The sequence below is a fragment of the Kribbella pittospori genome (assembly GCF_004331465.1).
GTDB lineage: Bacteria > Actinomycetota > Actinomycetes > Propionibacteriales > Kribbellaceae > Kribbella > Kribbella pittospori.
The window spans coordinates 18,212-44,081 of sequence record NZ_SJKB01000029.1 but is presented as its reverse complement, the minus strand read 5'-3'; the positions used below and the strand labels follow the sequence as shown (position 1 = coordinate 44,081).

At 64.6% G+C, this 25,870-nt stretch carries 23 protein-coding genes and 1 pseudogene; 12 read left to right on the top strand and 12 right to left on the bottom strand.

The genetic code is table 11. The features are described 5' to 3' along the window. Window positions 1-94 precede the first annotated feature (94 nt). The 5 genes from E0H73_RS43080 to E0H73_RS43060 form a co-directional block, all read right to left on the bottom strand. Complete coding sequence (locus E0H73_RS43080) at window positions 95-694, bottom strand: RRQRL motif-containing zinc-binding protein (protein WP_131366678.1); 600 nt, start codon at window positions 692-694, stop codon at window positions 95-97. After that, the gene (locus E0H73_RS43075; protein ID WP_165556133.1) at window positions 691-2,973 is read right to left on the bottom strand and encodes a type IV secretory system conjugative DNA transfer family protein; all 2,283 of its coding nucleotides are present in this window, start codon (window positions 2,971-2,973) and stop codon (window positions 691-693) included. Before E0H73_RS43075 ends, E0H73_RS43080 begins: the two co-directional genes overlap by 4 nt. Continuing rightward, the gene (locus tag E0H73_RS43070) at window positions 2,973-3,485 is read right to left on the bottom strand and encodes a Pycsar system effector family protein (RefSeq protein WP_131366674.1); all 513 of its coding nucleotides are present in this window, start codon (window positions 3,483-3,485) and stop codon (window positions 2,973-2,975) included. The genes E0H73_RS43075 and E0H73_RS43070 overlap by 1 nt, the downstream gene beginning before the upstream one ends. Next, window positions 3,482-3,889 carry a hypothetical protein gene (locus E0H73_RS43065; RefSeq protein ID WP_131366673.1) on the bottom strand — a complete coding sequence of 136 codons (408 nt, stop codon included), beginning with the start codon at window positions 3,887-3,889 and terminating at the stop codon, window positions 3,482-3,484. Before E0H73_RS43065 ends, E0H73_RS43070 begins: the two co-directional genes overlap by 4 nt. Before the next feature lie 119 nt (window positions 3,890-4,008). Continuing rightward, a complete protein-coding gene (locus E0H73_RS43060; protein ID WP_131366671.1) occupies window positions 4,009-4,242 on the bottom strand; it encodes a helix-turn-helix domain-containing protein in 234 nt (77 codons plus the stop codon). A gap of 117 nt (window positions 4,243-4,359) precedes the next feature. Here E0H73_RS43060 and E0H73_RS43055 point away from each other — a divergent pair, with 117 nt between their 5' ends. Both E0H73_RS43055 and E0H73_RS43050 read left to right on the top strand, forming a co-directional pair. Next, window positions 4,360-4,707 (top strand): GntR family transcriptional regulator, encoded by a 348-nt coding sequence (locus E0H73_RS43055; RefSeq protein ID WP_131366669.1) that lies wholly within the window; start codon window positions 4,360-4,362, stop codon window positions 4,705-4,707. A 201-nt stretch (window positions 4,708-4,908) separates the two neighbouring features. Next, entirely contained in the window at window positions 4,909-6,306 is a 1,398-nt protein-coding gene (locus E0H73_RS43050; RefSeq protein WP_131366667.1) for an XRE family transcriptional regulator, read from the top strand. 92 nt (window positions 6,307-6,398) lie between these two features. On the opposite strand, the gene E0H73_RS43045 is transcribed toward E0H73_RS43050, so the two are convergent. The 3 genes and pseudogenes from E0H73_RS43045 to E0H73_RS48585 form a co-directional block, all read right to left on the bottom strand. Next, window positions 6,399-6,590, bottom strand: coding sequence for a helix-turn-helix domain-containing protein (locus E0H73_RS43045; protein WP_475009312.1), 192 nt, complete (start codon window positions 6,588-6,590; stop codon window positions 6,399-6,401). Between the two features lie 20 nt (window positions 6,591-6,610). Beyond that, the gene (locus E0H73_RS47730; RefSeq protein WP_238164644.1) at window positions 6,611-7,228 is read right to left on the bottom strand and encodes a DUF2975 domain-containing protein; all 618 of its coding nucleotides are present in this window, start codon (window positions 7,226-7,228) and stop codon (window positions 6,611-6,613) included. A gap of 426 nt (window positions 7,229-7,654) precedes the next feature. Further along, a pseudogene (locus E0H73_RS48585) lies at window positions 7,655-7,831 on the bottom strand (WhiB family transcriptional regulator); the annotation flags it as partial. 284 nt (window positions 7,832-8,115) lie between these two features. On the opposite strand from E0H73_RS48585, the gene E0H73_RS43035 reads away from it, so the two are divergent. The 3 genes from E0H73_RS43035 to E0H73_RS43025 all read left to right on the top strand — a co-directional run bounded on the left by E0H73_RS43035 (window position 8,116) and on the right by E0H73_RS43025 (window position 10,204). Beyond that, a complete protein-coding gene (locus tag E0H73_RS43035; protein WP_131366663.1) occupies window positions 8,116-8,838 on the top strand; it encodes a TIGR02391 family protein in 723 nt (240 codons plus the stop codon). A 9-nt stretch (window positions 8,839-8,847) separates the two neighbouring features. Beyond that, complete coding sequence (locus E0H73_RS43030) at window positions 8,848-9,291, top strand: LexA family transcriptional regulator (RefSeq protein ID WP_131366661.1); 444 nt, start codon at window positions 8,848-8,850, stop codon at window positions 9,289-9,291. A 334-nt stretch (window positions 9,292-9,625) separates the two neighbouring features. Beyond that, the gene (locus E0H73_RS43025; protein ID WP_131366659.1) at window positions 9,626-10,204 is read left to right on the top strand and encodes a hypothetical protein; all 579 of its coding nucleotides are present in this window, start codon (window positions 9,626-9,628) and stop codon (window positions 10,202-10,204) included. 174 nt (window positions 10,205-10,378) lie between these two features. On the opposite strand, the gene E0H73_RS43020 is transcribed toward E0H73_RS43025, so the two are convergent. Continuing rightward, window positions 10,379-11,137 carry a TIGR02391 family protein gene (locus E0H73_RS43020; RefSeq protein WP_131366657.1) on the bottom strand — a complete coding sequence of 253 codons (759 nt, stop codon included), beginning with the start codon at window positions 11,135-11,137 and terminating at the stop codon, window positions 10,379-10,381. 333 nt (window positions 11,138-11,470) lie between these two features. On the opposite strand from E0H73_RS43020, the gene E0H73_RS48180 reads away from it, so the two are divergent. Then, the gene (locus E0H73_RS48180; protein WP_272949201.1) at window positions 11,471-11,596 is read left to right on the top strand and encodes a hypothetical protein; all 126 of its coding nucleotides are present in this window, start codon (window positions 11,471-11,473) and stop codon (window positions 11,594-11,596) included. A gap of 1,539 nt (window positions 11,597-13,135) precedes the next feature. After that, window positions 13,136-13,963: a hypothetical protein gene (locus E0H73_RS43010; RefSeq protein ID WP_131366655.1), complete on the top strand. Its 828-nt coding sequence runs from the start codon at window positions 13,136-13,138 to the stop codon at window positions 13,961-13,963. A 141-nt stretch (window positions 13,964-14,104) separates the two neighbouring features. Here E0H73_RS43010 and E0H73_RS43005 read toward each other — a convergent pair whose 3' ends face one another. Then, a complete protein-coding gene (locus E0H73_RS43005; RefSeq protein ID WP_131366653.1) occupies window positions 14,105-14,836 on the bottom strand; it encodes a hypothetical protein in 732 nt (243 codons plus the stop codon). A gap of 468 nt (window positions 14,837-15,304) precedes the next feature. On the opposite strand from E0H73_RS43005, the gene E0H73_RS43000 reads away from it, so the two are divergent. From E0H73_RS43000 to E0H73_RS42990, 3 genes are all read left to right on the top strand, one after another. Beyond that, complete coding sequence (locus E0H73_RS43000; RefSeq protein WP_131366651.1) at window positions 15,305-16,735, top strand: ATP-binding protein; 1,431 nt, start codon at window positions 15,305-15,307, stop codon at window positions 16,733-16,735. A 529-nt stretch (window positions 16,736-17,264) separates the two neighbouring features. Further along, entirely contained in the window at window positions 17,265-18,473 is a 1,209-nt protein-coding gene (locus E0H73_RS42995) for an epoxide hydrolase family protein (RefSeq protein WP_131366649.1), read from the top strand. Between the two features lie 281 nt (window positions 18,474-18,754). After that, window positions 18,755-19,753, top strand: a complete 999-nt coding sequence (locus E0H73_RS42990; protein ID WP_131366647.1) for a hypothetical protein — start codon at window positions 18,755-18,757, stop codon at window positions 19,751-19,753. A 733-nt stretch (window positions 19,754-20,486) separates the two neighbouring features. Here the strand turns inward: E0H73_RS42990 and E0H73_RS42985 are convergent. Beyond that, window positions 20,487-22,277, bottom strand: coding sequence for a GmrSD restriction endonuclease domain-containing protein (locus E0H73_RS42985; RefSeq protein WP_131366645.1), 1,791 nt, complete (start codon window positions 22,275-22,277; stop codon window positions 20,487-20,489). A gap of 1,042 nt (window positions 22,278-23,319) precedes the next feature. Here E0H73_RS42985 and E0H73_RS42980 point away from each other — a divergent pair. Further along, on the top strand, window positions 23,320-23,559 hold the full coding sequence (locus E0H73_RS42980) for a hypothetical protein (RefSeq protein WP_131366643.1): 240 nt from the start codon (window positions 23,320-23,322) through the stop codon (window positions 23,557-23,559). A 218-nt stretch (window positions 23,560-23,777) separates the two neighbouring features. Next, the gene (locus E0H73_RS42975; protein WP_131366641.1) at window positions 23,778-25,208 is read left to right on the top strand and encodes a helix-turn-helix domain-containing protein; all 1,431 of its coding nucleotides are present in this window, start codon (window positions 23,778-23,780) and stop codon (window positions 25,206-25,208) included. A gap of 87 nt (window positions 25,209-25,295) precedes the next feature. Here the strand turns inward: E0H73_RS42975 and E0H73_RS42970 are convergent, their stop codons facing one another. Further along, entirely contained in the window at window positions 25,296-25,634 is a 339-nt protein-coding gene (locus E0H73_RS42970; protein ID WP_131366639.1) for a DUF3024 domain-containing protein, read from the bottom strand. Window positions 25,635-25,870 lie beyond the last annotated feature (236 nt).

Sequence of the window (25,870 nt, the reverse complement as noted above, 5' to 3'; positions counted from 1 at the left end):
ACTCCCCTCTCGCACCACGAGGTGTCGTGCAGGTCGTCGGTTCTGGTCTGCGCGGCGGCGATCCGTGCGGTTTCGTCGTCGGTGTGCCAGCGGGTCAGCTCCTCATCGCGCGCGGTCTGATGCGTCCGTGTGGGGGGCTGTCGATCCGGTCGGCGGTGCGGGTCAGCGCGGCGGCGGCTCGCTTGGCCGCGGCCGACGCATTGGTGCGTGCGTTGTGTTCGGTGTCGTCGTCGGCGTTTTCGTCCTGCCAGGCTTGGACGGTGCGCCACCCGGCGGTGCCGCCTTCGCTGGGGGTGACGCCGGCGGCGTGGCAGTCACCGCACAGCCGGTCGGTGGTGCGGACGAAGTGGTCGACCGGGCCGCACGCGGCGCACACCTTCCGCGCGGCCAACGCTTTGTTGACCGCGGCGAGCTGCTTGTCGCTCGGGGTCCGCTTGGTCCGGGCGCGCTCGTCCACGTACAGCCACGCGAACCGCTGGTCCCGCTTCCACGTCAACCGGGCGAACGGTTCCTGCCCACCACGCGACAGGCCACGCTCGCGCAACTGCCGCCGCGTGGACAGCCCGGACGGGGCCTGACCGAACCGGAACTCGGGCAACCCGCCACGGACCCGGCCCGGCCAATGGCGCCCGTCCCACAGCCGCACCCACTCCACATCGGGTCGACTCTGGTCACCGCTGTTGTGGGCGCTCATGAGCGGTCACCATCTGCGTTGTCAGAGGCAACGAGTTCTGGAACCTCGGTGCGGCCGGTCTCGCGAGCTGTGAGGGCGCCGCGGGCCTTACGCATCGCGCCGAACAGACGAAGCCGGGCCAGGAACTCCCGGGCCGGGTCGGTGGCCTCCAACCATGTCACCGCCGCGTCGAGGCGCCCGGCGATGCCTCGCCGGACTGGCGCGGTGAGGCGACGCCGAATGTTCGTCATCTGCTCGAACCCGGCCAGGGCCTGGTCGCGCAGCCAGCCGGAGTCGATGAGCAGTCGGGCCCCGGCACGGGCCTCGAGCGCAGCCAGCTGGCGGCTGGTCCACTGGACGCCGCGCCGGTTGTGGAACCGCTCCAGGCGCAGATCGCGACGGTTCCACGCCATCTTCACGCGCCCGATCGCGGGCGGCATGCCGCGGGTGATGATCAACGCTTGCCCGGCCCGCAGTTGCGCGACCTGTCCCGGGGTGAGGACCGGGACCCGGCGGTCGCTGATCGACACCCCGCCGGTGGTGCGGTCGCGGGTGGTGACCTGCTCCAGCCGTTCCCCGCACAACGTCGACCAGAACTGCAGATCGTCGTCGTCGGCGGTGCCGGCCAACAGCACCTTCGTGGTCACGTTGGTCATCAGCGCGCCCGCGGCGGCCTCGCCAAACCGGTCACGCAGCTGCGCCCGCGACTGGGCCGAGATGTGCAGGGTGATGCCGCGTGACCCGAAGTCACCGGTCCACTTGTCCAGGGGGATCAGGCAGATCAGCGCGGCCTCGTCCAGCACCATCGTCAGCTGCGGATCCAACCGGCGCCCCGGCGCCCGCACCGCCAGCGTCTTGGCCTGGCGAGCGATATGCGCCGTCAACGCCGTGACCAGCGGGGCGGTCTTCTTGTCGTCCGCGCCGAGCAGGTACACGGTGCCGGTCTCAGCCAGCAGCCGCTCCACGTCGAACGGCACCCCGCCTGGTGCTGCCGCCGCGGCGGCCGACGGCACGGACAACCAGGACAGGGCGGGCATGATCGTGGTGGAGATGCTGGAACGGGTGCGCTCGTTGTTGGTGAAGAACTGCGTGGCCTGCTGCTCAAACCCGGTGGCACCCGCGGCACGCAGCTCCCACAACACATCGCCCTTGGCGGTGTCGTCGGGGTGCGCGATCCACCGCTGAACATCGGCCATCGAGTAGCCGCCGAGCGCAGCGGCATGCATCAGCGCCGTCAGCGCCTGTCGGGCCAGGTTTAGCCAGTGCTCGGCGTCATCGCTCTTGGCGCCGACCCCGTCCAGCAGATCCGAGGCGCGGTCCATCACGACACCCGGGTCGGTGCAGCCGGTCAACGGATCGAACGTGATCGTCGAACCATCTGCGGTGAGGCCGTCGGGGTCGAACACCCACACCGGGCCACGCCTGGAGCGCAGGGTGCGGGTGACGTCGAGGATGTCGGTCTTGGTCGAGGTCGCGATCACCGCGCCCGGCGCATCGAGCAGGATCCCCATCAGCGCGCCGGTCTTGCCCGCACGCGGCCCAGCGAACCACGCGGTGTGGTCCTCCGCGCTGGAACGGACCTTCACCCCACCGACCGTCGCAACCGTCGCACCCAACTGCGCCAGGGGCACGAAGCGCCGCTTCCACGCCGGCACCGCGGCCAGCGAGGGACGGATGATGCGGGCCTTCTTACGCAGGGTCCGCGCCGACGAGACCCGGTGCACGTCCCAGCCCGACGCCAAGCCGTCGGTCACGCGCCCGGCACGGCCGAGCCGGCGCAGCAGTCCACGGGAGCTGGACCGCGACCGCAGCGTGAACCCGGCCGTCACCAGCACCGCGATGGCAGCGGCGACCAGCAGCTGCCACCAGCGCTGCGACGCCTGCACCGACTCGGGCAGTGCGTGCAGGACGAGTCCGGCGTAGGCCAGCCACAGCGCCGCCGCGATCCCGCCGCCGACGGTGCGATTGACGGCCACCAGGCCGAGCGTGACGAGCAGCAGCGCCCCGGCGACGATCGTCCACCCGGCCACACCACCCGGCGCGTGCAGGCGAAGACCGGCCATGCCAGCCAAGAGCACCCACAGCGGCGCGGCGATCAGTGCGCCGTGCCTCAGCCGCCAGAACAACAGGCCCGCGGTCACCAGACCAAGCACTCCGGTCGCCGTGGCCCAGTAGCCGGCCTCGATCAGAGCGGAGGTCCGGCCGCACACGAGCGCCGCGAGGCCAGCGGCGGTCAGCATCACCATCAGTGCCGTGAACCGCGGCACCATCACGCCCTCGGTCCTCGTCGGCCGGCGCATCATCGCGCACCCCCGAGCAGCACACCGGCCACCGAAAACAGCACACCGGACGCCGCAGCCGCGAACGAGAGCCGCAGCCAGCGGTGCTTAGACCAGGCGATATCGGCCAGCCGTTTCGCGTGGTGACTGACGGCCTCCCACGGCTCGGCGACCAACTCGCCGTACACCTCGGGGTCGATGTGCTGGCGCAACTCGCGGATCGACCGCACCCGCACCGCGCCGAAGTAGAGGAACTCCCCCGGGACCAGCTTGATGCCGGTGTAGTGCAGGCGCGGCACCACGACCAGCAACGCCGACCCGAGCGCGACCGCGAGCGCGGCCAGCGCGAGACCGAACAGCAGGCGGACAGCCACAGGCGCGCCTTGTGACTGGGAAACCTGGGCCAGAACAACCGCAGCCAAGGCGGTCTCGACCGTCGCAACGAAACCAGCCTTCGTATCGGCCCGGTCGATCGCACCCGCAGCCGAGTCGTGCATCCGCCAGGCCAGATCAAGCCGTACGTTGTCGCTCATCGCGCACCACCCGTCGCCTCAGCCGCGATCGCCTCGGGCTGTACGCTCTCCGCGTACGTCATGTGTGCGGTGTGCGCGGCCATCGTCTCGCTAGAAATCGCGAACGATGTGATTTCGACGGGACCGAATTCCGTGCTTACGTCGTAGTGCCCGCCGCGCAACTCCGGCTGAACACCGAGCGCGGCACCGACCTGGTCGACCTCGCTGCAAGCGGCCGAAAAGTCCGCGTTCCGGCTCGACGGCCAGACCACTGCCCTCACCGCCGGCACCGGCAGCTCCGGGTGATCCGCCACCCACGCCGCCAACTCGAACAACCCACGGATCAGCTCCGCGCGCTGCTGCGGAACCTCCAACATCCCGAACCGCGGAACCCACTCCATGCCGGACTGTGCTGTGTCAGTCATGCTGTAGACCTCTCGAACTCGTACCTGAGTGATGGGAGAACCGGCCCTGTTCTGGTTGGCGCCTGGGCGGGGCCGGTCTGTAATCGCATGTTGGTCAGTCGCGCCGTGAGCGACCGCGGTCATGAGGCTTCACCGCAGAACTCAGCCGCCGTCACGACGCGTCCAGTCGCGATCGCCGTCTCGGCCATGCGGTCTAGGACTCGGGCGGGAATGAAGAGACGCCTGCCAATCCGCACTGCCGGAAACTCCCCCGCTGCGATCGCGCGGTAGAGCGTCATCTCTGCGATGCCCAGCTCTTTTGCCATCTCCGCGACGTTCAGCCACTGGCGCTTGCCCTCATTGGACTCCTGCATTTCCGTTCTCCTCTCGAAACAACCCTAGTCCAGACTAGTCTAGTCTAGTCTGATCCGGTCAACAACGGCTCGCGAGTAGACATGACTAGCTGATCTAGCCCGGACTACCGTTCAGGTATGAAGTTGGACGATCAAGTCGCCGGACCCGCCTATCTCCAGGTCGCCTCCGGCATCCGCAAAGCAATCGCCGGCGGCGAACTCGAGCCGGGCGAGAAGCTGCCCGCCGGGCCTAAGCTCGCGACGACCTTTGGTGTGGCGCTCATGACCGTCCGCCGCGCGATCGAGACTCTCCAGTCGGAAGGCCTGCTCCGCTCCGCGCCAGGTGTCGGCGTCTTCGTTGCCACTGCTGAGAACAACGGTTCAGAGCTGGCAAATCTGCGCGCCGACGTCGATGCGCTGCGGAAGCGAGTCGAGCACCTTGAGCAACTGGTGCCCGACTCATCCCAGCAATCGCAAGCCGAGTGAGTCCGCGAATCTCCGGTGCCTCTGCTTGCCACATGAACCAGTGAATACTGAAGGCGACTCGCTCAACATGCCGCGACGATGCATCCACAGTGCAGCGACAGTGCAGCCTGTCTGGCTCGACCTTGCGAAGGGACTCACACGATGGACGTAGTGGACCTGTGGACAGGCCGACGAGCGTCTGCGCTCCGAGCGTCCCTGCGCATGAGCAACGAAGCCTTCGCCAGCCGCCTCGGCGCCGGAGTTCGCACCGTCGCGAACTGGGAGGCGAATCCGGACATGGTGCTCTCGCCGGGCATGCAAGAGGTACTCGATGCTGCATTGAAGGACGCCGACGAGAGCGTCCAACGACGCTTCGGCATGCTGCTCGCAGCCCAGGAAGGCACCAGCTCACCTACGCCAGCCGACATGTCAGCTCGGCCATCCCAAGCTGGTGAGAGACCGTCGCCTGACGCGGCCGTTGAAGCAAGCCAGACACACTGGCGCGAGGTACGGCAGTACCTGATCGAAAGCGGCATCGGCCTAGCCGCGCGCACCGCCGACTTGTACGATCCAACGCTCCGCGTAGAGCACGTGCCAGCCATCAGCACCGCCGCGTGGCTGCCGAGCGAACCAGTGCCGCTAGAAAAGGTCACTCTGGACTGGGAGGACAACCCGCACAAGGCACGAATCACCGGAATCGAAGCAGAGGCCCGCGCCGCGCTTCCCCTTCGCGCGCCAGGGCACGCCTTCACGCGCTACACCGCTGCCATCCGATACTTGCGGAAGCCGGCGCTGTTCGAGAACCGCCATAGCTACCGGCTCACCGACATCGACTGGAGCGAAGGCGCAGGGAGGATGACATTCGGCCTAGCGACCTTCTTCGACAAGCTCGACGTCTCCGAGCCACTCGGACACGAGGCCGCGGCGGCCGAGCTCGCCGGCCACCTCGACTGGGCACATCTACCGTTCAGAGGCTTGGTGTCAGACCCATTCGACCTGTCGAGCCGGATCGTCAACCCCGGTATCAGCACACTCACGATCCGCCGAAACACCTCCGATGGCAGCGGCACGTTCTTCCTGCTGCGGCGCGACCCAACGCAGGTCACCAATGGCAGGCACTACAGCCTCCTGCCTGCCGGGGAGTTCCAACCCGCCAGCATCTCACCCCAGAGCGTCGCGACTGACCTCGACATCTGGCGCAACATGGTCCGCGAGTACGCCGAGGAAATGCTCGGACAGCCGGAACACGACGGCAGCAGCGGCGTACCCGTCGACTACGAGGTCTGGCCGTTCTACCGCGACATGACCGCCGCCCGCAAAGCCGGCACTGTGAGACCCTTCGCCCTCGGCGTGATCCTCGACGCCCTAAGCCTCAACTCCTCCATTGCAACGACAACTGTCATTGACCACACCGTCTTCGACGACCTGTTTCATGACCTGGTGGCCACGAATCCTGAGGGCGAGGTCGTGTTCTCGCTGGACGACAACAAGTCGATCCGCGGGCTGCCGTTCGACGAGGAGACTGTGAAACGGCTGACCACCCGTGAGCCGTTGGGGCAGACGAGCGCCGCGTGTCTAACGCTTGCGTGGCGTCATCGCGCACAGCTGCTGGACGTCTAGCCCGCTCGTGTGGCGTGAGAGCAATGCCGCAATCGACGACGGAATTCACGGGTCGGTGGTGGCAGCCGTTTCGCGCCCGCCCTGGGGGCACGTCATCCGCCGGCGGCTCGGCCCTCCCAGCGCAGAAGGTCGCCCGGCTGACACCTGAGCACCTCACAGAGCGCGGCGAGCGTCGCGAAGCGCACCGCTTTGGCGCGGCCGTTATTGAGTACCGCCAGGTTGGCGGGCGTGATCCCTACGCGGTCGCGAGCTCGCCCACGACATCTCCGCCTGGCCAGCAACACGTCGATGTCGGGCGTCGGAATCAGATCAACTCGTTCAACTCGTCCTGCATCTGCGTCGCTTCGGCGTCTCGCGCGACGGCCTGGGCGAGCAGCATCCGCAGCACGAGCACGATGAGCGCGACCCCCAGGATGGCCACGCCAACCCCGCCCATGATGACGGTGACGCCGGGGTCGGCGCGCTGGCCCGGGGCATTGAGGACCGTGACCGCGAACCACACGAGGGCGGCCGCCACGATCGCGCCGATCAAGACGTCCACGTACCGGAAGGCGGCGTTGGAGAACACGGTTCCGCGTCGCACCATCGTCACCAGCCGCCATACGCAGACCAGGGCGACCTGGACCGACACCATGCCCAGGATCGTGATCACGCGCAGCGGGGTCAGCGGGAGCGACCCGTCCTCTGGGTCGGTGGCCAACGCCCACACCATCGACGCCTGTACGAACACGGTGCCGGCGAGCACCACCACAAGCACGGCGCGCAGCGCACGCACCGTCAGCATTCCCACGATCCGTCCTTCCATCGGGTTGCGATTGGAATATATCGACCTTCGATAGGTGTAGCAAGGCTGGGACGTAGCGTGGACGGCGGTTTCGCGCAGGGGCGATGAGCGCCTCGGGTTGGTGGTGACGAGCTTCACCAGTTCGTGCCCGGTAGTGAGCTGTCCGTCGGTCGAGTTGGAATCCTCTTGGGCGCGGCAAGCAGTCCAGGCGGCCAGCAGCCGAGCGCCGGCCGGCAGCGCTGGTGCTGCGCGCCCCCGGAGCACAGAGAGACAGGCGGCCGACGCCGAGCCGCGGGTCAGCTTCGATCGTGGCGCCTCAGCTGGTCCGAGCGGAGCGCCGACATGACCGCAACAATCCGGCGAGCGGAAGCACGACCTACGAGGTTCCTGACAAGCGTGAACTCCTCGTCGGCTGACAGACCGTGAACGGCCTTCCCTCGATTGATGCTGCGGCAGCGTGTGTGTGGGAGGGGTCAACGTGGAGCACGCGCAGCGGTAGCGAGCATGTACGACGTTGACGCCGACGAGCGCAGGCGCCCCAGGCCCCCGGCTGGCGAAGGCGGGCAACAGGCACGGCTCGGTCACCCGGCAGCGACCACAGACAGCCCGAGCTCGTTCCTTCCCGACAATGTCGCTCTCGTCCGGGAACGTGTTGGCCGGCTGATCCACACACGCGGCCTCACCTCGCCAATCGGCGCCTCCCGGAATGAGGACAAGGGCACAAGTTCCTCGGACCGCCACTTATCGCCGCCACCCGTTGTACTGACCAGCGATCGGAGGCAGCGGCTCGGTGGAATCCTCAAGAGCTCTCGTCAGGGCCTCGTCGCGTCGGGCCGCTGGAGTGTTGGCCTGACCCGGCTTTTCCTCGAACTCGCTCGGCTCGTGAACGGTGCCTACTGGCATTTGGTCCTCCTCAGTCGGCGCGTACGCCCATCGTGGGGAGGAAGCCGCGGAGTGTTCAGCTTCGGGATAGTCGGGGCCTGCGAGTACGCTCCCTCGCACGCGGTAGACCCTGGGGAGGGCTCTTGAAGCCGGATTTGGCAATCGCCGAGTTGGAGAAGCTAAAGCGCGAGGCGAGCGATGCGGGTGGGCTCGGTACTGATGACGTGCTGACCGGATGGCGTGCACGAGCTAAGGGCGTCCTCGTTGCAGTGTTTCCACCGAAGCATCATCTTGTTGAGTCTTTCGACGGCGTGAGGTACGGCGTGACAGTCGCTTGGTCCGGCATGCCGGAAAGCATGTGGGATGAAGCTCGGCGCGACGGCATCCGCGAGGCGGTGGCTCTCCTGGACGCGGCGATCTACGAACTCAGGTTGCGCATCGCTGACGACTCGGAGCCGCTAGATATTCGCGCTTACGATCCCGAGCTCTGGGAGCACGTCAAGGGCCTCCTAGAGGCCGAGGACTGGGGAAAGGTCGCCAGCCAGACAGCGATCTTCGTGGAAAACCACGTCCGCGAGTGGGCCGGGAACCCGACAGACAAGAAGGGCGACCCACTGTACGGTCAGGTGCTCTGGCAGACAGTTCTCGCGGATGACTCGGAGCTCCGACTCGGGCAGCGGTCTGCGGAGTGGCAGGGCTGGCGATCACTGGGCAGCGGATTCGCGCAAGCCCTGAGGAACGTTGACGTGCATCGCATCCAGAGGCGCGATGACGCCAAGCGGTACGCCGTCGGGGTACTCGGTCTCGGAAGCCTGCTGCTCACCCAGCTGCGCTACGAGCACAGCGACATCCTCAACGAAAAGTAAGGCCGAGACATGGAATCAACTTGGGAAGCCCGAGACCTCCCAGTACTCGAGAACATCGTCCGCGTCCACGACGAGACCGGCAATACACCAGATCCATCGGAGATTTGCGAGGCGCTCGGCTTTGACGACGAGACGGTTCAGCGTGCACTTCGTGCGCTGGCCCAGGAAGAACCGCCACTGATCACGAAGTTTCAGAAAGTGCTCACGGGTCGAATCTTAGGTGTTGGGACACCGACAGGTCACGCTAGGCGAGTTGTCGGTGCTTGGCCGACTCCGGAGAACTTGGCAGACCGGATCGTTGCCGCTCTGAACGATGCGGCGGATAACGAGCCCGACGAGGCCAAGAAGGGCAAACTCCGCCGAGCCGCCGAAGCGGTTGGCGGTGTCGGCCGGGACATCCTCACGGACGTGACGGCTCAGGTCATCACGAGGGGCATGTACGGCAGCGGCTAGCTGCCCTGTGCCGTCGCACGGCGCATCTCCAAATCTATTGACTCTGTGTGAGCATCCTGGCAAACTCTCTCTGCTGGATTGAGCCCGGTAACCCGGGTGCTGGCAGTGGCGCTACTTATCCTTGCAGTCATTTTCAACCTAATTTCGAACGCACTCCTTCAGCGCACGATGCATTGCGAAGGGACCGGCCGAAAGGAGGTCACTATGACCGTTGGACAAAAGTTCTACGCCATTGGCTCCGCCACTGCGTCGGTCATCAGCGGCCTTCTAACGAATGTCGCGGCTGTCGCCGCAGTGCCAGGCTGAGTCCAGCACTGTTCTATCGGAGGAATAAGTGTCTTTGCCGCCCGAGGATCCCGACGAGCTTCGTGAGTGGTGGGGACGTCAGCCTCCTGAGGAGCAGCATCGTCTTGCCTCACTCTGGGACGTTGCCAGGCCAGCGCGCGAATTCGTTGAGCAGATCTGGGGTGAGAAGAGCCTGACGCATGCATGGCCGCTGGTCGACCCTCTTCTTCGCCAGTGCCTGTCTCAGCACTGGCTGTACAACAATCGTTCTGACGTGGCGGCCAGCGGCTGGCATGTAGACGAAGTTACAGCGGCGATCATCGCTGACCAGCCGAGCCATCCACTATGGCGTCACATGGAGCGCGTGCAACTGCGCGACCTCCACTCGACCTGGGACGACCTCAGGTCGTGGGGCACCGGGACAGCGACCCGCCTCTACGGACCAGACATTGAAGCGGTTACCTTCTTCCCTCCTGGCTTGAAGGTTTTCGAGCCTGGCGCGACCTCAGTTATGTACCAGTTCCTGATGCGGTATGACGTTGAGGCTGGCTGGCGGGTGCTGAATCTCTGGGACTACTTTCCCGAACCCGGTTGGCCACCTCGCCTATGGCCGGAGTCGCGCCCGTGAAGCCAACCTGGCGACCACAGATCAGGTCGAATCAGGCATAGTCACGGTGGTCCTACCGGCACACTCAAACTCGGCGACTAGCTGGCGATTCCCTTATTTATAAGGCGAAACGCGGAGCGGTCTGCTGGGTTTCCTCAACCGAAGGTCGACATCCCGGACGGCGGGCAGAGCCACTCATTGACTCAAGGCGTCGGAAAGAACAACCAGGCGCGCAACGTAGCTCAGCACGGCGAGCATCTCGAGAGCCTCGCTAGGACTCGGGTCGGGCCACCCGGGATGAGAGACGAGGTTGCGAACACCCATGAACGCGCCGCGAACCAACGCGGCAGCACCTTCATGACCTGATGTCCAAGTCTTCGAAGCCGGATCGACCCCGCGAAGACGGAGTCGGGGTGATCCTGGTGTCGGATCCTTCGCGGAGAACAGGAGAGCGAGATTCTCGCCCGACACGCCCGGGCCAGCCACGCCCTGCAACAGTCCTTCGAGCGCAGCCGCGGCAGTTTGTACTGCCGCACGGAAGTGCCGATCGTCCCACAGCCGGGCGGCAGCACCCCAGATTATCGGATGCAGCTCAGAAGCCGAGAGTCGTGGGCCGACCGGTCCGATAATGTCGGCCAGTTCCTCCCGCTGGGCCAGGATGGCGATCGCCTCGACAATCGCAACGCGTGCCTGTGTGAAGGGGTGACCTCCGTACAGCCCTTCCTCGTGCTCGGTGACTCTCTCCGCTAGCTTGGTCTCGCCCATCGCGGCAATGACATCGTGGGCAAGCTTCACCCTCGCACGAACGATGTCTAGGCCTTCGTCCACCTGTTCAGCGAGCGCGGGCTGCTCGGGCAGCCTTCGCTTGCCCCACCGCCTGTCGTACAGCTCGCCCCAGCGGTCAATCACCTCAAGCACGCCAGCAAGGCGTTCATGGGCAAGACCTTCATTCACGGTGCAGACAGTACCGTGAGGTTGCGTGCACGCGGATCAGCGCGGCGACAGGACCGAGGCGACGCGGTGGCAGGCTGCAACCAGCCAGCGTGTTGTACCGGGCACTGCACGATCACAGGACCGACGAGCCGACCAACTCGAACGGCCAGAGGTCCTTCTGACGCCGGCCGTCAGGTAGCCCCCGAACGTCCAAACCGTTGGTGTCCTTCTTCGGATGTGGCGACCGGCACCGGAAGGCCTCGCGCAGGCCTGACCATCGATCTCAAGGTCGCCGTTGTCCGGGGCCGGTGCACTCGAACCGCACCACGCACCAGCGCGGGCGCGAAGCACACTGTGCCTGGCTGCGACCTCGAAGACGACCTCGCCGTCGCCCAATACCGCGCCGAGCAGCTGGCCGGGACGCTCCGGACCGTCCCGAACCGGGACGTTCGCGAACGGCTGGGCCTGACTGAGGCGTGACATACGAAGTCATCTGGAGCGAACGCGCGCTCGATCAAGCGGCGGGTTTCCTCAAAGACGACCCAGCAGGATTGGAACAGCTCCTCACTGCGGTCGACCTCCTCGCCTACAATCCTCGCCCAGGGCTACCGCGTCCTGTACGACGCCATCGTCACCGTGGTCGTGATCCACGCCGGCCGGGTCGGGTAAGCACCTGTCACCCCCAGCCCAGCTCGACATCGGATCCTTGGCTTCTGTGGACCACTTTGTGGAACGAATTGGCGAATATCAGAGTTGCTGCAATCGACAAGAGCCGAACTCAGAGCTGCTCCAGAGGGTCAAATCGGCCACCATTGACGTGGTCCGGCGGCCTTCTAGTCCGCCGCTAGTAACGGACTTGCCTGGCCGACGATATTCAGATGAGACGCCAGCAGCCAATCGCTGCGGCCTCAGGGTGGGGCGGAGTCGCTGAGATGCGTTGACACGGTGGGGGCCGGTTCAGATGATCACGTGTTCGTGCGGGTACGCAGCAGCTGGGCGCTGCCTTCGTTGTGATGTCCCTCGTTGCAGTGGTCACATCCCGGATGAATCCAGAGTCGCGCGCGGCTACATGCCCGCCGGATGGACCGAGGAATGGAGGAATCGGCTCAGGTCCGATGTTCCCCCGCTGCTCGCGGAAGCCGACGGCCTGGGCTACTGGTCCGGGTCGGGTCTCCTGTGTCACGAGTGCCGCCGCAAGGATGCGGACACTGCGACCAGCCGATTCATCCGAACGAGTTGGTCAGACGACCCGGTATTTCGGTTCGCGCAGCATCGGATATGGGGCGTCAGCGAGTACGCGGCAGCTGAGGCGATGCTGTCTGACTTCCCGCTCCCTCAGGAGCTCAAAGTAGTGGCCCAACAATGGCCAGCCCGCGCGTCCGTGTATGGCGTCGCCGCCAGTCCCATTCAGTGGCAGGAGCAGGTCGATCCGGGGAGGGAACAGGGATTCTTTCGAGCGGCGCGGCCGGCTACCTACAGGACTGTGCATGCCCTCGGCTGGACCTTCGATGACGTTCTGGTCCATGAGTCTTCGCCACCCCCGGGCGACTTCGTTTACACCCCGGCCTCGGTCCTCGTGACTACTGATGGGCATCTTCGTATTCCAACTTGCCCATATGGCTCCAGCCGCCGTTGGGGCGGCCGCCGCACAGAACCCAGGCTCCCCGCACACGAGCTCCTGCTAGGCATGGGCCGACACCTGACGGCCGTCTTGCCTGCTGCGTAGACCTCGTCACTGGCCATTAGGTGGCTGGGGCCACGCACCACCGGCGCTCCGGCCAGTACGGCTCGGGAATCGGCCACCGCCGTGGGGCCGGCCGTGGGCCAAACAGAGTCAAGCACAGGTGGCAGAGTGAGCCGACCGGGTTGTAATCCGAACCCTCGGAGCCTGAAGTAGGCCATTGCGGCAACGGCCGTCGGACTCATGCTCCCTGCGTCGAGCTCGAGTCCTATTGTGGCCCGACCACCGACGGCGTAATCCCGATTCCTCTCGGGGTGGGAGCCTGGCAGGCTGTGCTCATGGACTACCGGCCACTCGGCGATTATGAGCACCTGCTTGTCTCCCGTCCCCACGACTGGGCACACGGCACAGTCGTTCACGGCTCCGGGGTGCTGGATGACCTTGTCGCCGGCATCGAGAAGCACGTCGCAACGAGCAGCCAGGACTACTCGCGCAGGCTGGAGCCACGGCCTGCTGGCATCGGTTGTGTGCCGTGGCTGACTGACGATCGAGTGGTCGACACGCTCACTGAGCTTGAACAGTGCTGCGTCATTGTCGACAAGCAGCAGCCCGACTACGCCGCAGTACGGAAGCTTGCCCGATACGGTAAAGCCTTATCGAGCTGGTACCTGCCGGGCTTCGAGGAACTGACATTGCCTGACGAGAACGGCAACGCGCCCACCATCACCCCGCACAGCGGCAAGCTCGACCCCGTCGAGCTTGGACCAGTACGGGTCGTCGGCTGGCAGCAGGCGATGGGCGAGAAGCGGCCTATGCTCCACTCCAAGATGCTCGTGCTCGGAGTGACCACGTATTACGAGGATGACGAAATGTTCGCGGGTGACATCTTGACGTTCCATCCCAAGGTCACCTGGATGGGCTCGGCCAACTGGTCGGCCAATTCTCGGCGTCATGTGGAGTTCGGCTTGTGGTCGTCAGACGCCGCATTGGTTCAGCACAACTTCGACTACCTGTTGAGCCTCCTCACGTTCAGTGAGCCGCGAGGAGTAGCCACTGTGGGCCCGGAGCCAGAGCTCGTGTCGGCGGTGTGGGATGACGCCTCGTTCCGTGAATACTTCGCCCAGCATCGGGACCTGTACATCGACTCGGACGAGTTCGAGGGTTAGCTACGCCGTGGGATGAAACGTGGTGCGAAATCGCGTCTGCCAGAGTCAATTGGCGGGGTCAGAATCCCTTGGCACCCGACCTTCTGACGCCTGGAGAGGCTGGTTGCGAGGGCATCATTGCCCCTTTTAGATCCGCTGGCGCTACGAGTGCCAATCGATGGCCGTGGTTACTGCGTCGCACAGCCTTTCCACCGTGCGGCCCAGTCCGGCACGCGCGCCCCTAAACGCGTCTCTCCCGCCGCCGACGAGGGTCCGGATCTCGTCCCACGTCACCCAGGCGAGGACGTCGGGGATTCGGGCAGCAAGCGACTCGAAGGACCCAGCTTCGCCACCGGTTTTCGCGAGCACGTCGTCCAAGCGCAGCGAGACGGCCTCGTGGATGCCCATCCGTCCGTGGCCCCTAACCGCAAGGGGCGGCGGGCCAGGAAGGATCAAGAACAGCACCGGCAGCTTCTCCCCTGCCGCGGTCAAGAGCGCCAGGTACTCGCGTGCGAGCTGTTCGGCCTGGAACGACGAGCGACGTATGCGCTTGGCTTCGACCATGACGTAGCAATTGGGCGAGATGAACTGAGCGTCTAGCTGGACCTTGATTTCGTGTGGCCGAAGCACCAGCTCATCTGGTAGCAGCGTGACGTCTGCGTCCTCCATCTCAGCGGCGACGCGAGCGCAGACATCTCCCGGCCCGTGAGCGAGCCTGAGAATCTCTCCGAGGAATCTGTCCCGAGGTAGGAACGACAACGGGCAAAGCACTTCAGCCGTCAGGACGTTCCCGCGACCGCGGCCGCCGTCGCGATAAGCCCTGACGTTGACTCCGTCCCAGGAGACTTCCTCGAGTAGACGACCGATGACGGAAGAATTGACAGAGTGCTCCACGCCTTAATTGTGGAGTATCGCCGGCGGGGCCCGCTCCCTCTCCCTCACGCCTGCTTGTGGACCGCAAGCGGCAGGAGCGCCTTCGGTGCAACTATCGCTGGCCGCGGGGGTTGTCGGAAGCTGGCAGGGATCTGGTCTGGCGCTAGCAGCTGAGTCGTCCAGATCGCTCCGGCTGTGGTTTGGCGAGCAGACGGAGCGATGCTCTGCGACGGGTCGGGTGACCAGCTCGATGTTTCGCGCCGCGCTGGCTAGCCCTACGTGAGCCTCACAGTTAGGCCCTGATCGATGCGCCTGCTGACGCTCCACCGGCAGCTATCGCCGTTATCTCTCCGTTACTAGAAACCTACTTGCAACATGCTTCCGAGTAGCTGGCGACCGCGGAGAGTGCCTCTGACCAGCGCGTTTAAACGCTGTTGGATGCCCGGGGCACCTACTTGAAACCTACTAGAAGATCTTTAGAGTAGCTTCATGACGTCCAACGAGGTCGACAGAGCGCTAGCCTCCGCTCCCGAGGAGGTCGGACCTAAGGTGCTCGCCCTCGAGGAGGACCAATGGTTCGACCGCAAGTCGAGCAAGATAGCACCCAAGGATCTCGGGCCCCCGCTAGTCGCTCTTGCGAACGCGGAGGGTGGCGTCTTGGTCATCGGCGCTTCCAAAGGGAAGGTCGATGGGATTCGGGACTATTCCGGCAGACTAAACGCCTTTCGCCAAGTTCCGATGGACTTCACGAACCCCCCTGTACGTGCGAGATTTGAGCAAGTACGTTGCGTCAACGACAAAGGCGAGAACGATACGCTCCTGGTGATCCGTGTTGACCCGAGTGAACGAGTCCATGAGACCCAAAGCGGAGAATGTTACCTCCGCGTGGGTGACGAATCTAGGAAGTTGACGTTCGCCCAGCGCCAGGAGTTGGAGTTCGACAAGGGCCAGAGCCAGTACGACGGGTTCCCTGTCCCCGATTTAGGCATCGAAGACCTCGACCAGACTCTCGTCGAGAATTATCGTGACAAAACTGGCGCCAAGCTCAGCGCCACGAAGCTTTTCGCCGCCCGCAGTCTGTTAACTCTGAAAGGCGAGCTCACGAACGCGGGGTACCTGCTGTTCGATGAGCATCCGCAGACCTTGTTCCCTCAGGCATACATTCGCGTCATCCGGTTCCTCACCCCGGAGCGAGGGACGGGCGCGCGCCTCGGCCTCGAGGAGGGCGAGGATCACCGCATCGAGGGCGCGATTCCCTGGGCTATTCAAGAGGCAAGCCGTGTAATAGAGGCCCTGGTGCCCCGGCGACGCTCATTGACCGAGCAGGGAATCTTCGAGGGGCGACCGATTGTACCCAAAGACGCCTGGCTTGAGGGCCTAGTCAATGCCGTCATCCATCGCTCGTACAGCCTGGCTGGCGACCATATCCGCGTCGAGATATATCCCGATCGTGTCGAGATCGAGAGCCCTGGGCGCTTCCCTGGCCTTGCAAACCCCGATCGACCGCTTGAGATCAGTCGATTTGCTCGTAACCCGAGGATTGCGCGAGTGTGCGCCGATCTTCGTATCGGGCAGGAGCTCGGCGAGGGCATTAAACGCATCTTTGACGAGATGCGTCGGGTCGGGCTCTCCGACCCTGTCTACAAGCAGGGGCAGGGTAGCGTCCGTCTATACCTCCGAGCTATCCCCCGGATAGACGAACGCACTGCGGCCCGCCTACCGTCCGGATCCCAGCAAATACTCGATCTCATGCGTAGCTCCGAACGCGAGCTCGGCACTGGAGACATCGCAGAGGCTATGGGACTCAGCCGTCCGGCGACGACGAGTCGACTTCGCGCATTGGAGAAGGAAGGACTGATTCGCTGGTCCGGCAAGTCTCCGAATGATCCGCGAGCAGTGTGGGTCATCGAGGACAAGTGATGCCCGCGCTGGCTTCTTCTGGTGGCTGCCGAACCGAGGCCCGCTGACGGCCTGTCAAGAGGTGGCTCGACTCGGGTGAACTATCTGGCACGTCGTGACACGGTTCGTGACACGAAGTCGAGTCAATCAGCGCTGTACAAGTTGGCCAGAGAGGCTCAGGACGACACTGGCGGGCCCTCAAGAGGGCAGAGTCCAGGGCATCGCGCGGCCTTTTAAGCCGCAGGTACTCCCATCAAACAGCTCGACGGCTTGACCCGCGCAAACGTGGCTAGTGTCGTGAGTCGGTAATGCGTTGGCAGAGGCGGTGAGGGTGTCGAGGATCTGGTCAGCGGTCTCGGCGACGCTTCGGTGGCGGTCGCCGTGGTTGCTCGAACTGCCGCAACGATCGGAGCCTATTGGCTCCAGCCTGTTACCGCCTCTCGCTTCACCGAGTCTCCGGCTCTACGCTCACTGAGGGATGTTCGCCTCGGCGTCGGGACATTCCATGATCGACACGGCAGCGGAGGCGGGTCCGGGGAGGGACACGATCATGAGCGACATTACGAATGCGACCGCGGAGACGGCGGTCCGCCCGTTCCGCGTCGAGGTTCCTCAGCCGGAGCTCGAGGAACTGCAGCGTCGCATCGCTGCGACGCGCTGGCCGACCAGGGAACTTGTCGCCGATCGGTCGCAGGGTGTGCAGTTGGCGGCGATACAGGAGCTCGCCAGCTACTGGGCGACCGAGTACGACTGGCGCCGGTGTGAGGCGCGACTGAACGCGTTTCCGCAGTTCAAGACCGAGATCGACGGACTGGACATCCACTTCATCCACGTGAAGTCGGCGCACGAGAACGCGTTGCCGTTGATCATGACGCACGGCTGGCCGGGCTCGATCATCGAGCTGCTCGAGACCATCGGCCCGCTCACCGACCCGGCCACGCACGGCGGACGCGCTGAGGACGCGTTCCACCTCGTGCTGCCGTCCATCCCCGGGTACGGCTTCTCCGACGAGCCAACGGAGGTCGGCTGGGGCCCCATCCGCATCGGACGGGCGTGGGAGAAGCTGATGCAGCGCCTCGGTTACAGCCGGTACGTCGCGCAAGGCGGTGACGTGGGTTCCCAGGTCACCGACGCGATGGGTCGCCTGGGACTCGACGGGCTGATCGGCATTCACACCAACTTGCTCACGCCGGCGCTGGGCGACGCCGACGCCCTGAGCGAGTCACCACCCACCAAGGAAGAACGTGCCGCGCTCGACCAGCTCGCGAAGTTCCATGCCTCCGGCACCGGCTACTTCGTGGAGCAGGCGACTCGCCCGCAGACGATCGGCTATGCCATCCTGGATTCCCCCATCGCCCTGGCGGCCTGGATGATCGATCACGATACGGACAGCTACCTGAAGATCGCCCGCGCCTTCGTCGACGGGCAACCCTCGGGCAATCTCACCCGGGCAAACATTGTCGACAACATCACGCTGTATTGGCTCACACGCACCGGGGCCTCGGCGGCGCGCTCGTACTGGGAGGAAGGCGAAGAGAACGCCCGTGCGGCCGGAAAGGCTCCGACGCCGGCTTCGGTTCCGGTGGGCTTCACGACGTTCCCGGGGGAGATCTGGCGGACCCCGCGCAGCTGGGTCGAGAAGGCGTACCCCAACGTCATCTACTTCAACGAGGTGGACAAGGGCGGTCACTTCGCCGCCTGGGAGGAACCGGAGCTCTTCTCGGAAGAGATGCGCTCCGCCTTCCGGCCACTGCGTTAGCCGACGCCCGTGAACTAATGTGCGAGTCAGAAATTCGTGATTGCTGCGCAGACTGCGGTGATGCCGAGTCCGAAGGTTCATCCTGTGGTGTTGTCCGACTACAGCGTCGTGCGCTGGCGGGGTGAGTCGTCGCTGGAAGACGTCGCCGCCTACTGCCAACGAATTACCGACTCACGACACTAGCCAACGAGGGCTTCCAAGGAGGGTCGGGGCAGCCAGTGACTCCAGCGCAAACCGCGGCGAGGGGTCCTCCTGTCAGGCCTGCTGGCTAAGGTCGACTCATGCCGAACCCACTGTTCTCCACCTATCGCGGCGGCGAGAACCGTGTGACGTCCTCCCTGATGGCAGTGTTTGAGCGGATGGACCTTGCACTGGTCCAAGAGTTGCTCGAAGCCGCGACCGGCACCGGCGAGGAACTACGTACGGTGACGTTCGAGAACCAAGTCGTCAACGTCGGCGCTGTTCCGGATGCTCGGATCTCGGCCCGGTTCACCTGGTGGTTCGAGACCAAGACCGCCCGAGGCGGATATGCGACTGAGGGGCACGACAGGCACCAGGTCCGCGTCCACGCCCGGCAGCTCGAGGACGATCCACACGCACGGCTGTTCGTACTCACACCCGATCCGGCACCGCCCGCCTGGTTCGACAGGCTGGACGGCGTGAACGACGCTGTACGTCAGCAGGTGGTGTGGCTGTCATTCAAGGACCTCGCCGATGCGATCGTCGGCATCATGGCCGATCCGAACAGACTGATCGGCGAGCAGACTCGGTTCCTACTGACCGAACTGGTGGCGCTGTTCGAGGCTGACGGACTGCTCACTAACGACGATGCCGTCGTTGTTGCGGCCAGGTCCGCGTGGCAGGAGTACCTCGACTACAGCGCCTACATCTGCCAGCCCGATCGCACATTCCGCGAGGGCATCTCCCACTTCGGGTTCTACTATCACGGGAGCATCCAGTCCAAGGTCGCCAAGATCCACGCCTACCATCCCGCAGTCCCATTCACGCGAACAGAGGCGGATCGGCGGCGCAATAGGTGCGAAGACGGGCTCGCTGATCTGATCGAGCAGGTTCTGGCCGCCGGCGCCAGGATCGAGGGTGACTCCCACGGTGTCATGCTCCTCAGCGGACCGTCCGATAACGACACCGTGCACTTGGACGCCCCGATCGTCAACGATACAAAGACCGAAGCGGGTAAACCCTGGGCGTGGACGCTCGGCCAGCGCTACACAAGGCTCGACCGTCTGCGCAGTGGTGTAAGTCGAACGTCACAGCTGTGAGCCCTCGGCCATGTGACGCCGGCGTGAGTGGACCGGCGATCAGGACCACCGGGTAGCGCTCGCCTCGCATGCCGTGGGATCAAACGTGGTGCGAAATGGAGTCGAACAGGGGCAGGTAGTGGGGCCAGAAGCCCGTCGAAATGAGAGGCGTGCCGCCTAGAGGGGCTAGTTACTAGGCGATCATTGCCCCTTTTAATCCGCGGGTTGTGGGTTCGAGTCCCACGGGGCCTACCGCTTTCCGCAGGTCAGACGCAGATCGGCGCCTCGACCTGGAAAGTTGGGTCTGCGCAAACTCTGCCAATACTCGGAGTGGCCGATACATGCCCGTCTCAGAGGGCTCGGCGGCTCCACGCACCCAAGTGGCTGCGCGTTGCTGAGCGGCGTTTCGCACCGTGTCGCACTGCTCCCGTTTCGTCCGATCCCCGGCCCGCCCAGACGTTGAGCTGCCACGTGCAGCTGGACTGTGGAGGGCCCAGATGAGCAGACCGCACCTTCCGATCGGAACGTGGGCAACATCCGATCCGGTGCTGAGAGGAGAAGGTCGACGGTCCGATTCCGAGAGGAGGATCCGCCAAACCTCCAGGTGAGGACCCAGTTTCCTCGATGCCCGCGTACCCCGTGCTTCCTCGCAGCATCCCAGAGGTCTGGTCGATCAAGTGCGCCCAGCAGACCATCGCCAACGCCGAGGCGGACCGGCGGCCCACCCGCGAGAGCGGAGGGTCGCCCGCCGTCGTCACAGAGCCTGGTAGTAGTCGTGGATGGTCGCCGCCATCAGCTTCCGACGCTCGACCAAGAACTCTTTGTAACTCCCGGCTGTGACCTGGGCCAGCTTGGCCGGGACGGCGTTCTCGGCGAGGTTCGCAGTCAAGTCATCAGGGTCTGTGATCTCTCCGAGGATTAGCTGCGGGGACTCGGTCTGGGTGGCGATCTCGGCCATGTACTGCATCGGCGGCTTGTTGCTGATGCTGATGTTGATCGCCGTCTCGGTGAGCGCGAAGTTCGCGACCTGGTTGTAGTCGCCGCGGTCCGGGTAGCCGTTCTTCTGCAGGTAGTCCTTGGGCACGATATGGTGAATGTCGCCCGACTGTTGTTGCATGGCCGCGACGGTGATGCCCTTGGACAGAAATCCGCGAGAGTTGTTCGCCACCTGTGCGGCCAGGAACGTCTGGAAGAACGGGCTGACCGTGCTCGTCGTCTCGAGGGCAGCAGGGAGAGCGACTGCCCAGAAGGCATCCGACAGTTCGGACTCCTCAACCTGCTTGAGGTAGTTCGCGGGTCCTTGTTCGCCGATCCGGCGGATGTCTTGCTCCCAGGTTGACTCGAAGCTGCCGGAGTGGCGGCCGGTGAGCATCGACATCACGAACCAGCGCTTCACGATCCGCTTCCGCTCGCCTTCACTCATGGCCTTGTCCTCGCGCAGGCGGAGGTAGAGGGCGTAGGCGAAGTTGAGGGCGTTCTTCGAGTTCACCATCCCCGGCGTGATGAAGCCCGCAGACTTGATGAGCATCAAGAAGTTGTCGAAGTGGTAGTTGTTTACGATCTGCAGCAGCGCACGCTCGAGCTTGTCGTACGCGACCGGGATCCGCTCCTCGTCGACCCTCCGGGTTTCCGGATCGCGCCCTGACAGCTCGCTGACGATGCTTGACGCCTTGCCGCGGCTGAAGCCGACGAGGCCGGTGACTCGAATGATGTCGCTGTACTCGGGGTCGTAGAGGTCCTCGGCCTCGTCCTTCAGCCAACTGATGGCCTTGAGGTAGGAGGTGCCCGCGAATTCGTGGTCGTTTTCGTTGATGTCGGCGTAGGCGTGGGGTGCGACAGCGAGGTGGCAGAAGTAGTCGATGAGCTTGCGCAGGTTTCGGCCGCGATCGCCGTAGGTCGCGATCTTGCTCATGGCGAAGTCGGCGCTGCTGAGGGGGACGCCCTTGGAGTTGATCCGGATAAAGATCTCGGAGACGGTTTCGACGTCGAGGTCGTCGGCGAGCCCGATGATGCCGATCTGGGCGTTCTTGATGCCTTCGAGCCGGGCCAGGTTCGTCTCGAACGTCTTGGCGTCGACGTCGGGGTTGCGCTCGAGGTACTCACGCGCGAAGGACAACGGCGAGTCGGCGTTAAAATACTCGCTGATATCGGAGATCCACTGCGGGTTCTTGCCGATGACCGGGGTCAGGGTCGCGAACTCCTCGGTGATTGGGTTGAACGCGATGGTGATCCGAATGGCCTTGTACTTCTTGTTGATCACCTTGAGTCCGGCGACGGCGGCGCGGAGGGCGGTGATCCGCTGTTGCCCGTCGATGAGGATCTGCTGGTGGGCTGCGACCTGGCCGCCCTTGAGCTTGGCTCCGACCGACTGCCACGTGATGAGGTAGCCCACGGGGTAGCCCTTGTAGAGCGAGTCCATGAGGTCGCGGACTTTGATGCTGTCCCAGACGAACGGGCGCTGGAGCTCGGGGATGGCGATGCGATCGCTCTTGACGTCAGCCAGCAACTGCGTGACCGCTGACTGCGTTACCGAGTACTTCGCCATTCATGTCTCCTCTTCGTGCACAGGAAGGTTAGTGGGGACTTCCGACATCCGCACCGGCTAAGTGACCGACTTGGCGGTACTGAACAGGCAACTTGTAAAGCGGTGGCGAGGATTGGAGTTATCCGCCCCAACTTGGCCGTTACTCGATGAGGCTGTATGAGCCATCGGGATGACGAACGAAGTACTCCGTGTACCCCATCGGATTGCCCCGGCGGTGCTTGGGCAGGAAGACACCATATGTGCGATCGGCCCACCCTGGGCAAGTGCGACGCACGTCATCCGGCCGAAAGCGCTTGGGTAAGTCGCCACGCCTGCGTGCAAGGCGGATGTCTTCGACGAGACGGCTCACGACTTCACTGTCGCACGACTTACTGACTCGCTCCAGTTCACGACCATCACACCGACGGGCTGGAACCTCAGCCACTCTGGGCTGGGTCGTCGAGAACCGCGTGACGATCACGAATGCCACCTTCCCAACGAAGGCGGTGTGTATTAAACCCGGAGTGGCTGAAGATTCGGCTACAGTCAGTCGCGTCCTGTAGACATTCGGGCGTGCCAGTTAGTGGCAAAAGGGGCCTCATCCTGAACCAAGAATCGACAGATCGCACCGCGCCTGCCACTGCAGGTGTCTTGGCGATCATGCGGAAGCGGCAACACTGGTCCCAAGCCGTCGAGCGCCTTCGGGACCTCGCCGGTTCGCGCGGGGACGGGCCCCATAGGGCCGCTGAAGAGTACGGCGCAGTGTATCGCGGACGCCGCGGGGCGATGGTTTTCGATGTCGTGGTTTCCCGGCAGCGGAAGTATCACAGTGTCGTCTTGCCTCGCGTCGAGAAGTGGGCCGCGGCAGGTGACCCCTCCTTGGCGAGGCTGGCGCAGAGCGAGGTGCCGGCCGAGCAGTTCGGGCTGCAGCGGAGCGAGCCGGTAACGCTTCAGACGGTGGCGGCTAATCTCCTCGCCTTTTGCCGTGACCAAGCGGTTTCGGAGGACGAAGGCTGTCGCAGCATGGGCCGACGGGGTTCAGGGTCTCGAGCACGCTCCGAAGTTGGACCCGATCGTTGGTGGGGTGTCGGGGATCGGCCCGGCACTGTTCGCATACATGCGCATGCGATGTGGATCCGACGCCTTGAAGCCGGATCTGCGGGTCGCCGGTTCCCTCCGCAAGCTGGGGTTCGACGTGCCGGGCGATGAACATTCCATCCTGGTTGTGGCACGGGCAGCGGCGGCCGAGCTTGGCGTCAGCCCGCTCGTCCTCGATCAACTGCTGTGGGGCCGCGACGGTTGAATGTCAGTGGCCAGTCACACCTGTAGCCAACCTGGTGAGCCAGCGCGATTCCTCTGATGCACCGCAAGCCACCATCTCCACTTTGCAGCTTCGGCGCAGGCAGTCCCACTCGTTGTTGAGCGACGTATCGCATCATGTCGCGCTGCTCCCGTTTCGTCCGATCCCCGGCCCGCCCAGACGTTGAGCTGCCACGTGCAGCTGGACTGTGGAGGGCCCAGATGAGCAGACCGCACCTTCCGATCGGAACGTGGGGCAACGTCCGATCCCGTGCTCAGAGGAAGGACGCCGAGGGCAAGGTGGTCTCCTGGCGCGCGTCCGCGTACTTCCGTGACCACGACGGACATACCCGTGAGGTCACCGCGTCCGCCAAGACCAAAGGCGCAGCCGAGCACCGCCTACTCACGAAGCTGCGAGACCGGGCAAAGATCACGCAGTACGGCGAGCTGAGCCCGACGGACAAGATCAACGACCTCATCGACCTCTGGATCGAGAAGTTAGAGGAACGCATTGAAGACGGCCGGCGATCACCGACGACGCTGACGACGTACCGCACAGCCATCAAGAACTACGTGCGGCCCGCCCTCGGCGAACTCCTGATCGGTGAGGCAACCACACCCCGCATCGACAGAGTGATCGGAACCATCAAGCGCAACGCCGGCCGCCCCACCGCGAAGACCTGCCGCGCAGTGATCTCCGGCATGATGCAACTCGCCGTCCGGTACGGCGCCCTGACCGTCAACCCGGTCCGCGAGGTCGAAGCAGTCGAGGCCCGTCCAAAGGACCCGCCCCGAGCGCTGACCACCGAAGAGATCGCCATCCTGCGCCAACAGTTGACTACCGATGAAGCCGCCCGGCACGCCGACCTACCGGACCTCGTCGTCTTCATGCTCGGAACAGGAGTCAGAATCGGTGAGTCTCTCGCGGTTCTGTGGTCGCAGGTCGACCTAGACGCCGGCGCGGTGCAAATCACTCACACCGTTGTTCGCGTCCCAGGCCAAGGCCTGATCCGCAAGGCTCCGAAGTCGAGGGCGGGTGTGCGTGCTCTACCCCTGCCCGACGGGGCCGTCACCATGCTCCGCCGCCGCCACGCAGCCGGCGTGAGCCTCGACGACCCCATCTTCGCCGACTCGCTCGGAGGCTTCCGTGACCCGTCCAACGTTCGCCGAGCCCTCCGCCGCGCATTGTCCCCCGTAGCCAGCACCGCCCGCCGCGACCTAGGCGAGACCCTCCGATCTGCCCGCCTCCAAGCCGGCCTCACCCGCAAACAGGTCGCCACGAAACTCGGCTGGCCAAAGACCAGACTCGAGCTCATCGAGACCGGCCGCATCAAGCTCGACCGCGAACTCGTAGCCACCCTCGTCAAGATCTACCGCATAAACCTCGACGCATCGCCCAGCCTAAGCGCCCAGGTAGACCAAGCAGCCCAACCCTCGCCCTCAGACGCCCTGACCTGGATCCGCTCCCACACCTTCCGCAAAACCACCGCCACCGCCCTAGACCGCCGAGGCCAATCCGCCCGCCAAATAGCCGACCACCTAGGCCAAGCCCAAGTCTCCATAACCCAAGACGTCTACATGGGCCGCCGAATCCACAACCCCTCCGCAGCCGCCGCCCTGGACGAGGAGTTCGCGGATCTCGACCTCTGGTGAGAGGCCGGTTCGAACGTGCTACGCACTGCTTAGGAAGATGAAGGCACAGAGGGATGCACGACCGACCAACTTGGCCGACCATCGCGGTCATCCCCAGAAGATGCTCGTCGGGTCGCGGTCGATCTCGGTCAGTAGGTCGTCGATACTCTGCGACGGGACGAGTCTTTCGTAGGTGTGGAAGCGCTCGTGCCGGTCGACCCAGTACAACGTCCAGGACTTGTCAGTGGCGTTGTAGCGCAAGCGGGCGATTGCGGAGCTGGTCCAATTCCCCTGGATGTCGTCGTGCCAGGGCGGGCGCCGTTCAACGATCGTTAGGTGGCGTGGAGCGACTTCGCACTCGATACGCAGTTGGTCGCGAGCCTGCTCTGGAACCCGTGCGGCGCACCATCGCTGCACGCGTTCGACATCCAGTTCGGGCAGAGCCATTCAGTTCACCAGTCGTCGGGTGGCCCGAGCTGTGCCGATCTGGTCAGCAGCTTGGCCGGTCGGGCGTGCGGAGCAGGCGGTAGGTCGACTCCTTCACCGAAGTGTTGCGCGCAGGTCGACGCCGCCGTACCTCAGACCCTACCGACCCACGGTCGGTCGGGTCTGGCCGATCGCCATACAGCGGCATGGAGACTTGAAAAGTGACGAAACTATCGCTGTGAGTCTTTGAAAGTAAC

Bases quoted from the DNA above. Each gene is read 5' to 3' on its own strand.
- E0H73_RS43080 (WP_131366678.1), bottom strand. From the start codon at position 694: ATGAGCGCCCACAACAGCGGTGACCAGAGTCGACCCGATGTGGAGTGG.
- E0H73_RS43075 (WP_165556133.1), bottom strand. From the start codon at position 2,973: ATGCGCCGGCCGACGAGGACCGAGGGCGTGATGGTGCCGCGGTTCACG.
- E0H73_RS43070 (WP_131366674.1), bottom strand. From the start codon at position 3,485: ATGAGCGACAACGTACGGCTTGATCTGGCCTGGCGGATGCACGACTCG.
- E0H73_RS43065 (WP_131366673.1), bottom strand. From the start codon at position 3,889: ATGACTGACACAGCACAGTCCGGCATGGAGTGGGTTCCGCGGTTCGGG.
- E0H73_RS43060 (WP_131366671.1), bottom strand. From the start codon at position 4,242: ATGCAGGAGTCCAATGAGGGCAAGCGCCAGTGGCTGAACGTCGCGGAG.
- E0H73_RS43055 (WP_131366669.1), top strand. From the start codon at position 4,360: ATGAAGTTGGACGATCAAGTCGCCGGACCCGCCTATCTCCAGGTCGCC.
- E0H73_RS43050 (WP_131366667.1), top strand. From the start codon at position 4,909: ATGAGCAACGAAGCCTTCGCCAGCCGCCTCGGCGCCGGAGTTCGCACC.
- E0H73_RS43030 (WP_131366661.1), top strand. From the start codon at position 8,848: ATGGAATCAACTTGGGAAGCCCGAGACCTCCCAGTACTCGAGAACATC.
- E0H73_RS43010 (WP_131366655.1), top strand. From the start codon at position 13,136: ATGGACTACCGGCCACTCGGCGATTATGAGCACCTGCTTGTCTCCCGT.
- E0H73_RS43000 (WP_131366651.1), top strand. From the start codon at position 15,305: ATGACGTCCAACGAGGTCGACAGAGCGCTAGCCTCCGCTCCCGAGGAG.
- E0H73_RS42995 (WP_131366649.1), top strand. From the start codon at position 17,265: ATGAGCGACATTACGAATGCGACCGCGGAGACGGCGGTCCGCCCGTTC.
- E0H73_RS42990 (WP_131366647.1), top strand. From the start codon at position 18,755: ATGCCGAACCCACTGTTCTCCACCTATCGCGGCGGCGAGAACCGTGTG.
- E0H73_RS42985 (WP_131366645.1), bottom strand. From the start codon at position 22,277: ATGGCGAAGTACTCGGTAACGCAGTCAGCGGTCACGCAGTTGCTGGCT.
- E0H73_RS42975 (WP_131366641.1), top strand. From the start codon at position 23,778: ATGAGCAGACCGCACCTTCCGATCGGAACGTGGGGCAACGTCCGATCC.
- E0H73_RS42970 (WP_131366639.1), bottom strand. From the start codon at position 25,634: ATGGCTCTGCCCGAACTGGATGTCGAACGCGTGCAGCGATGGTGCGCC.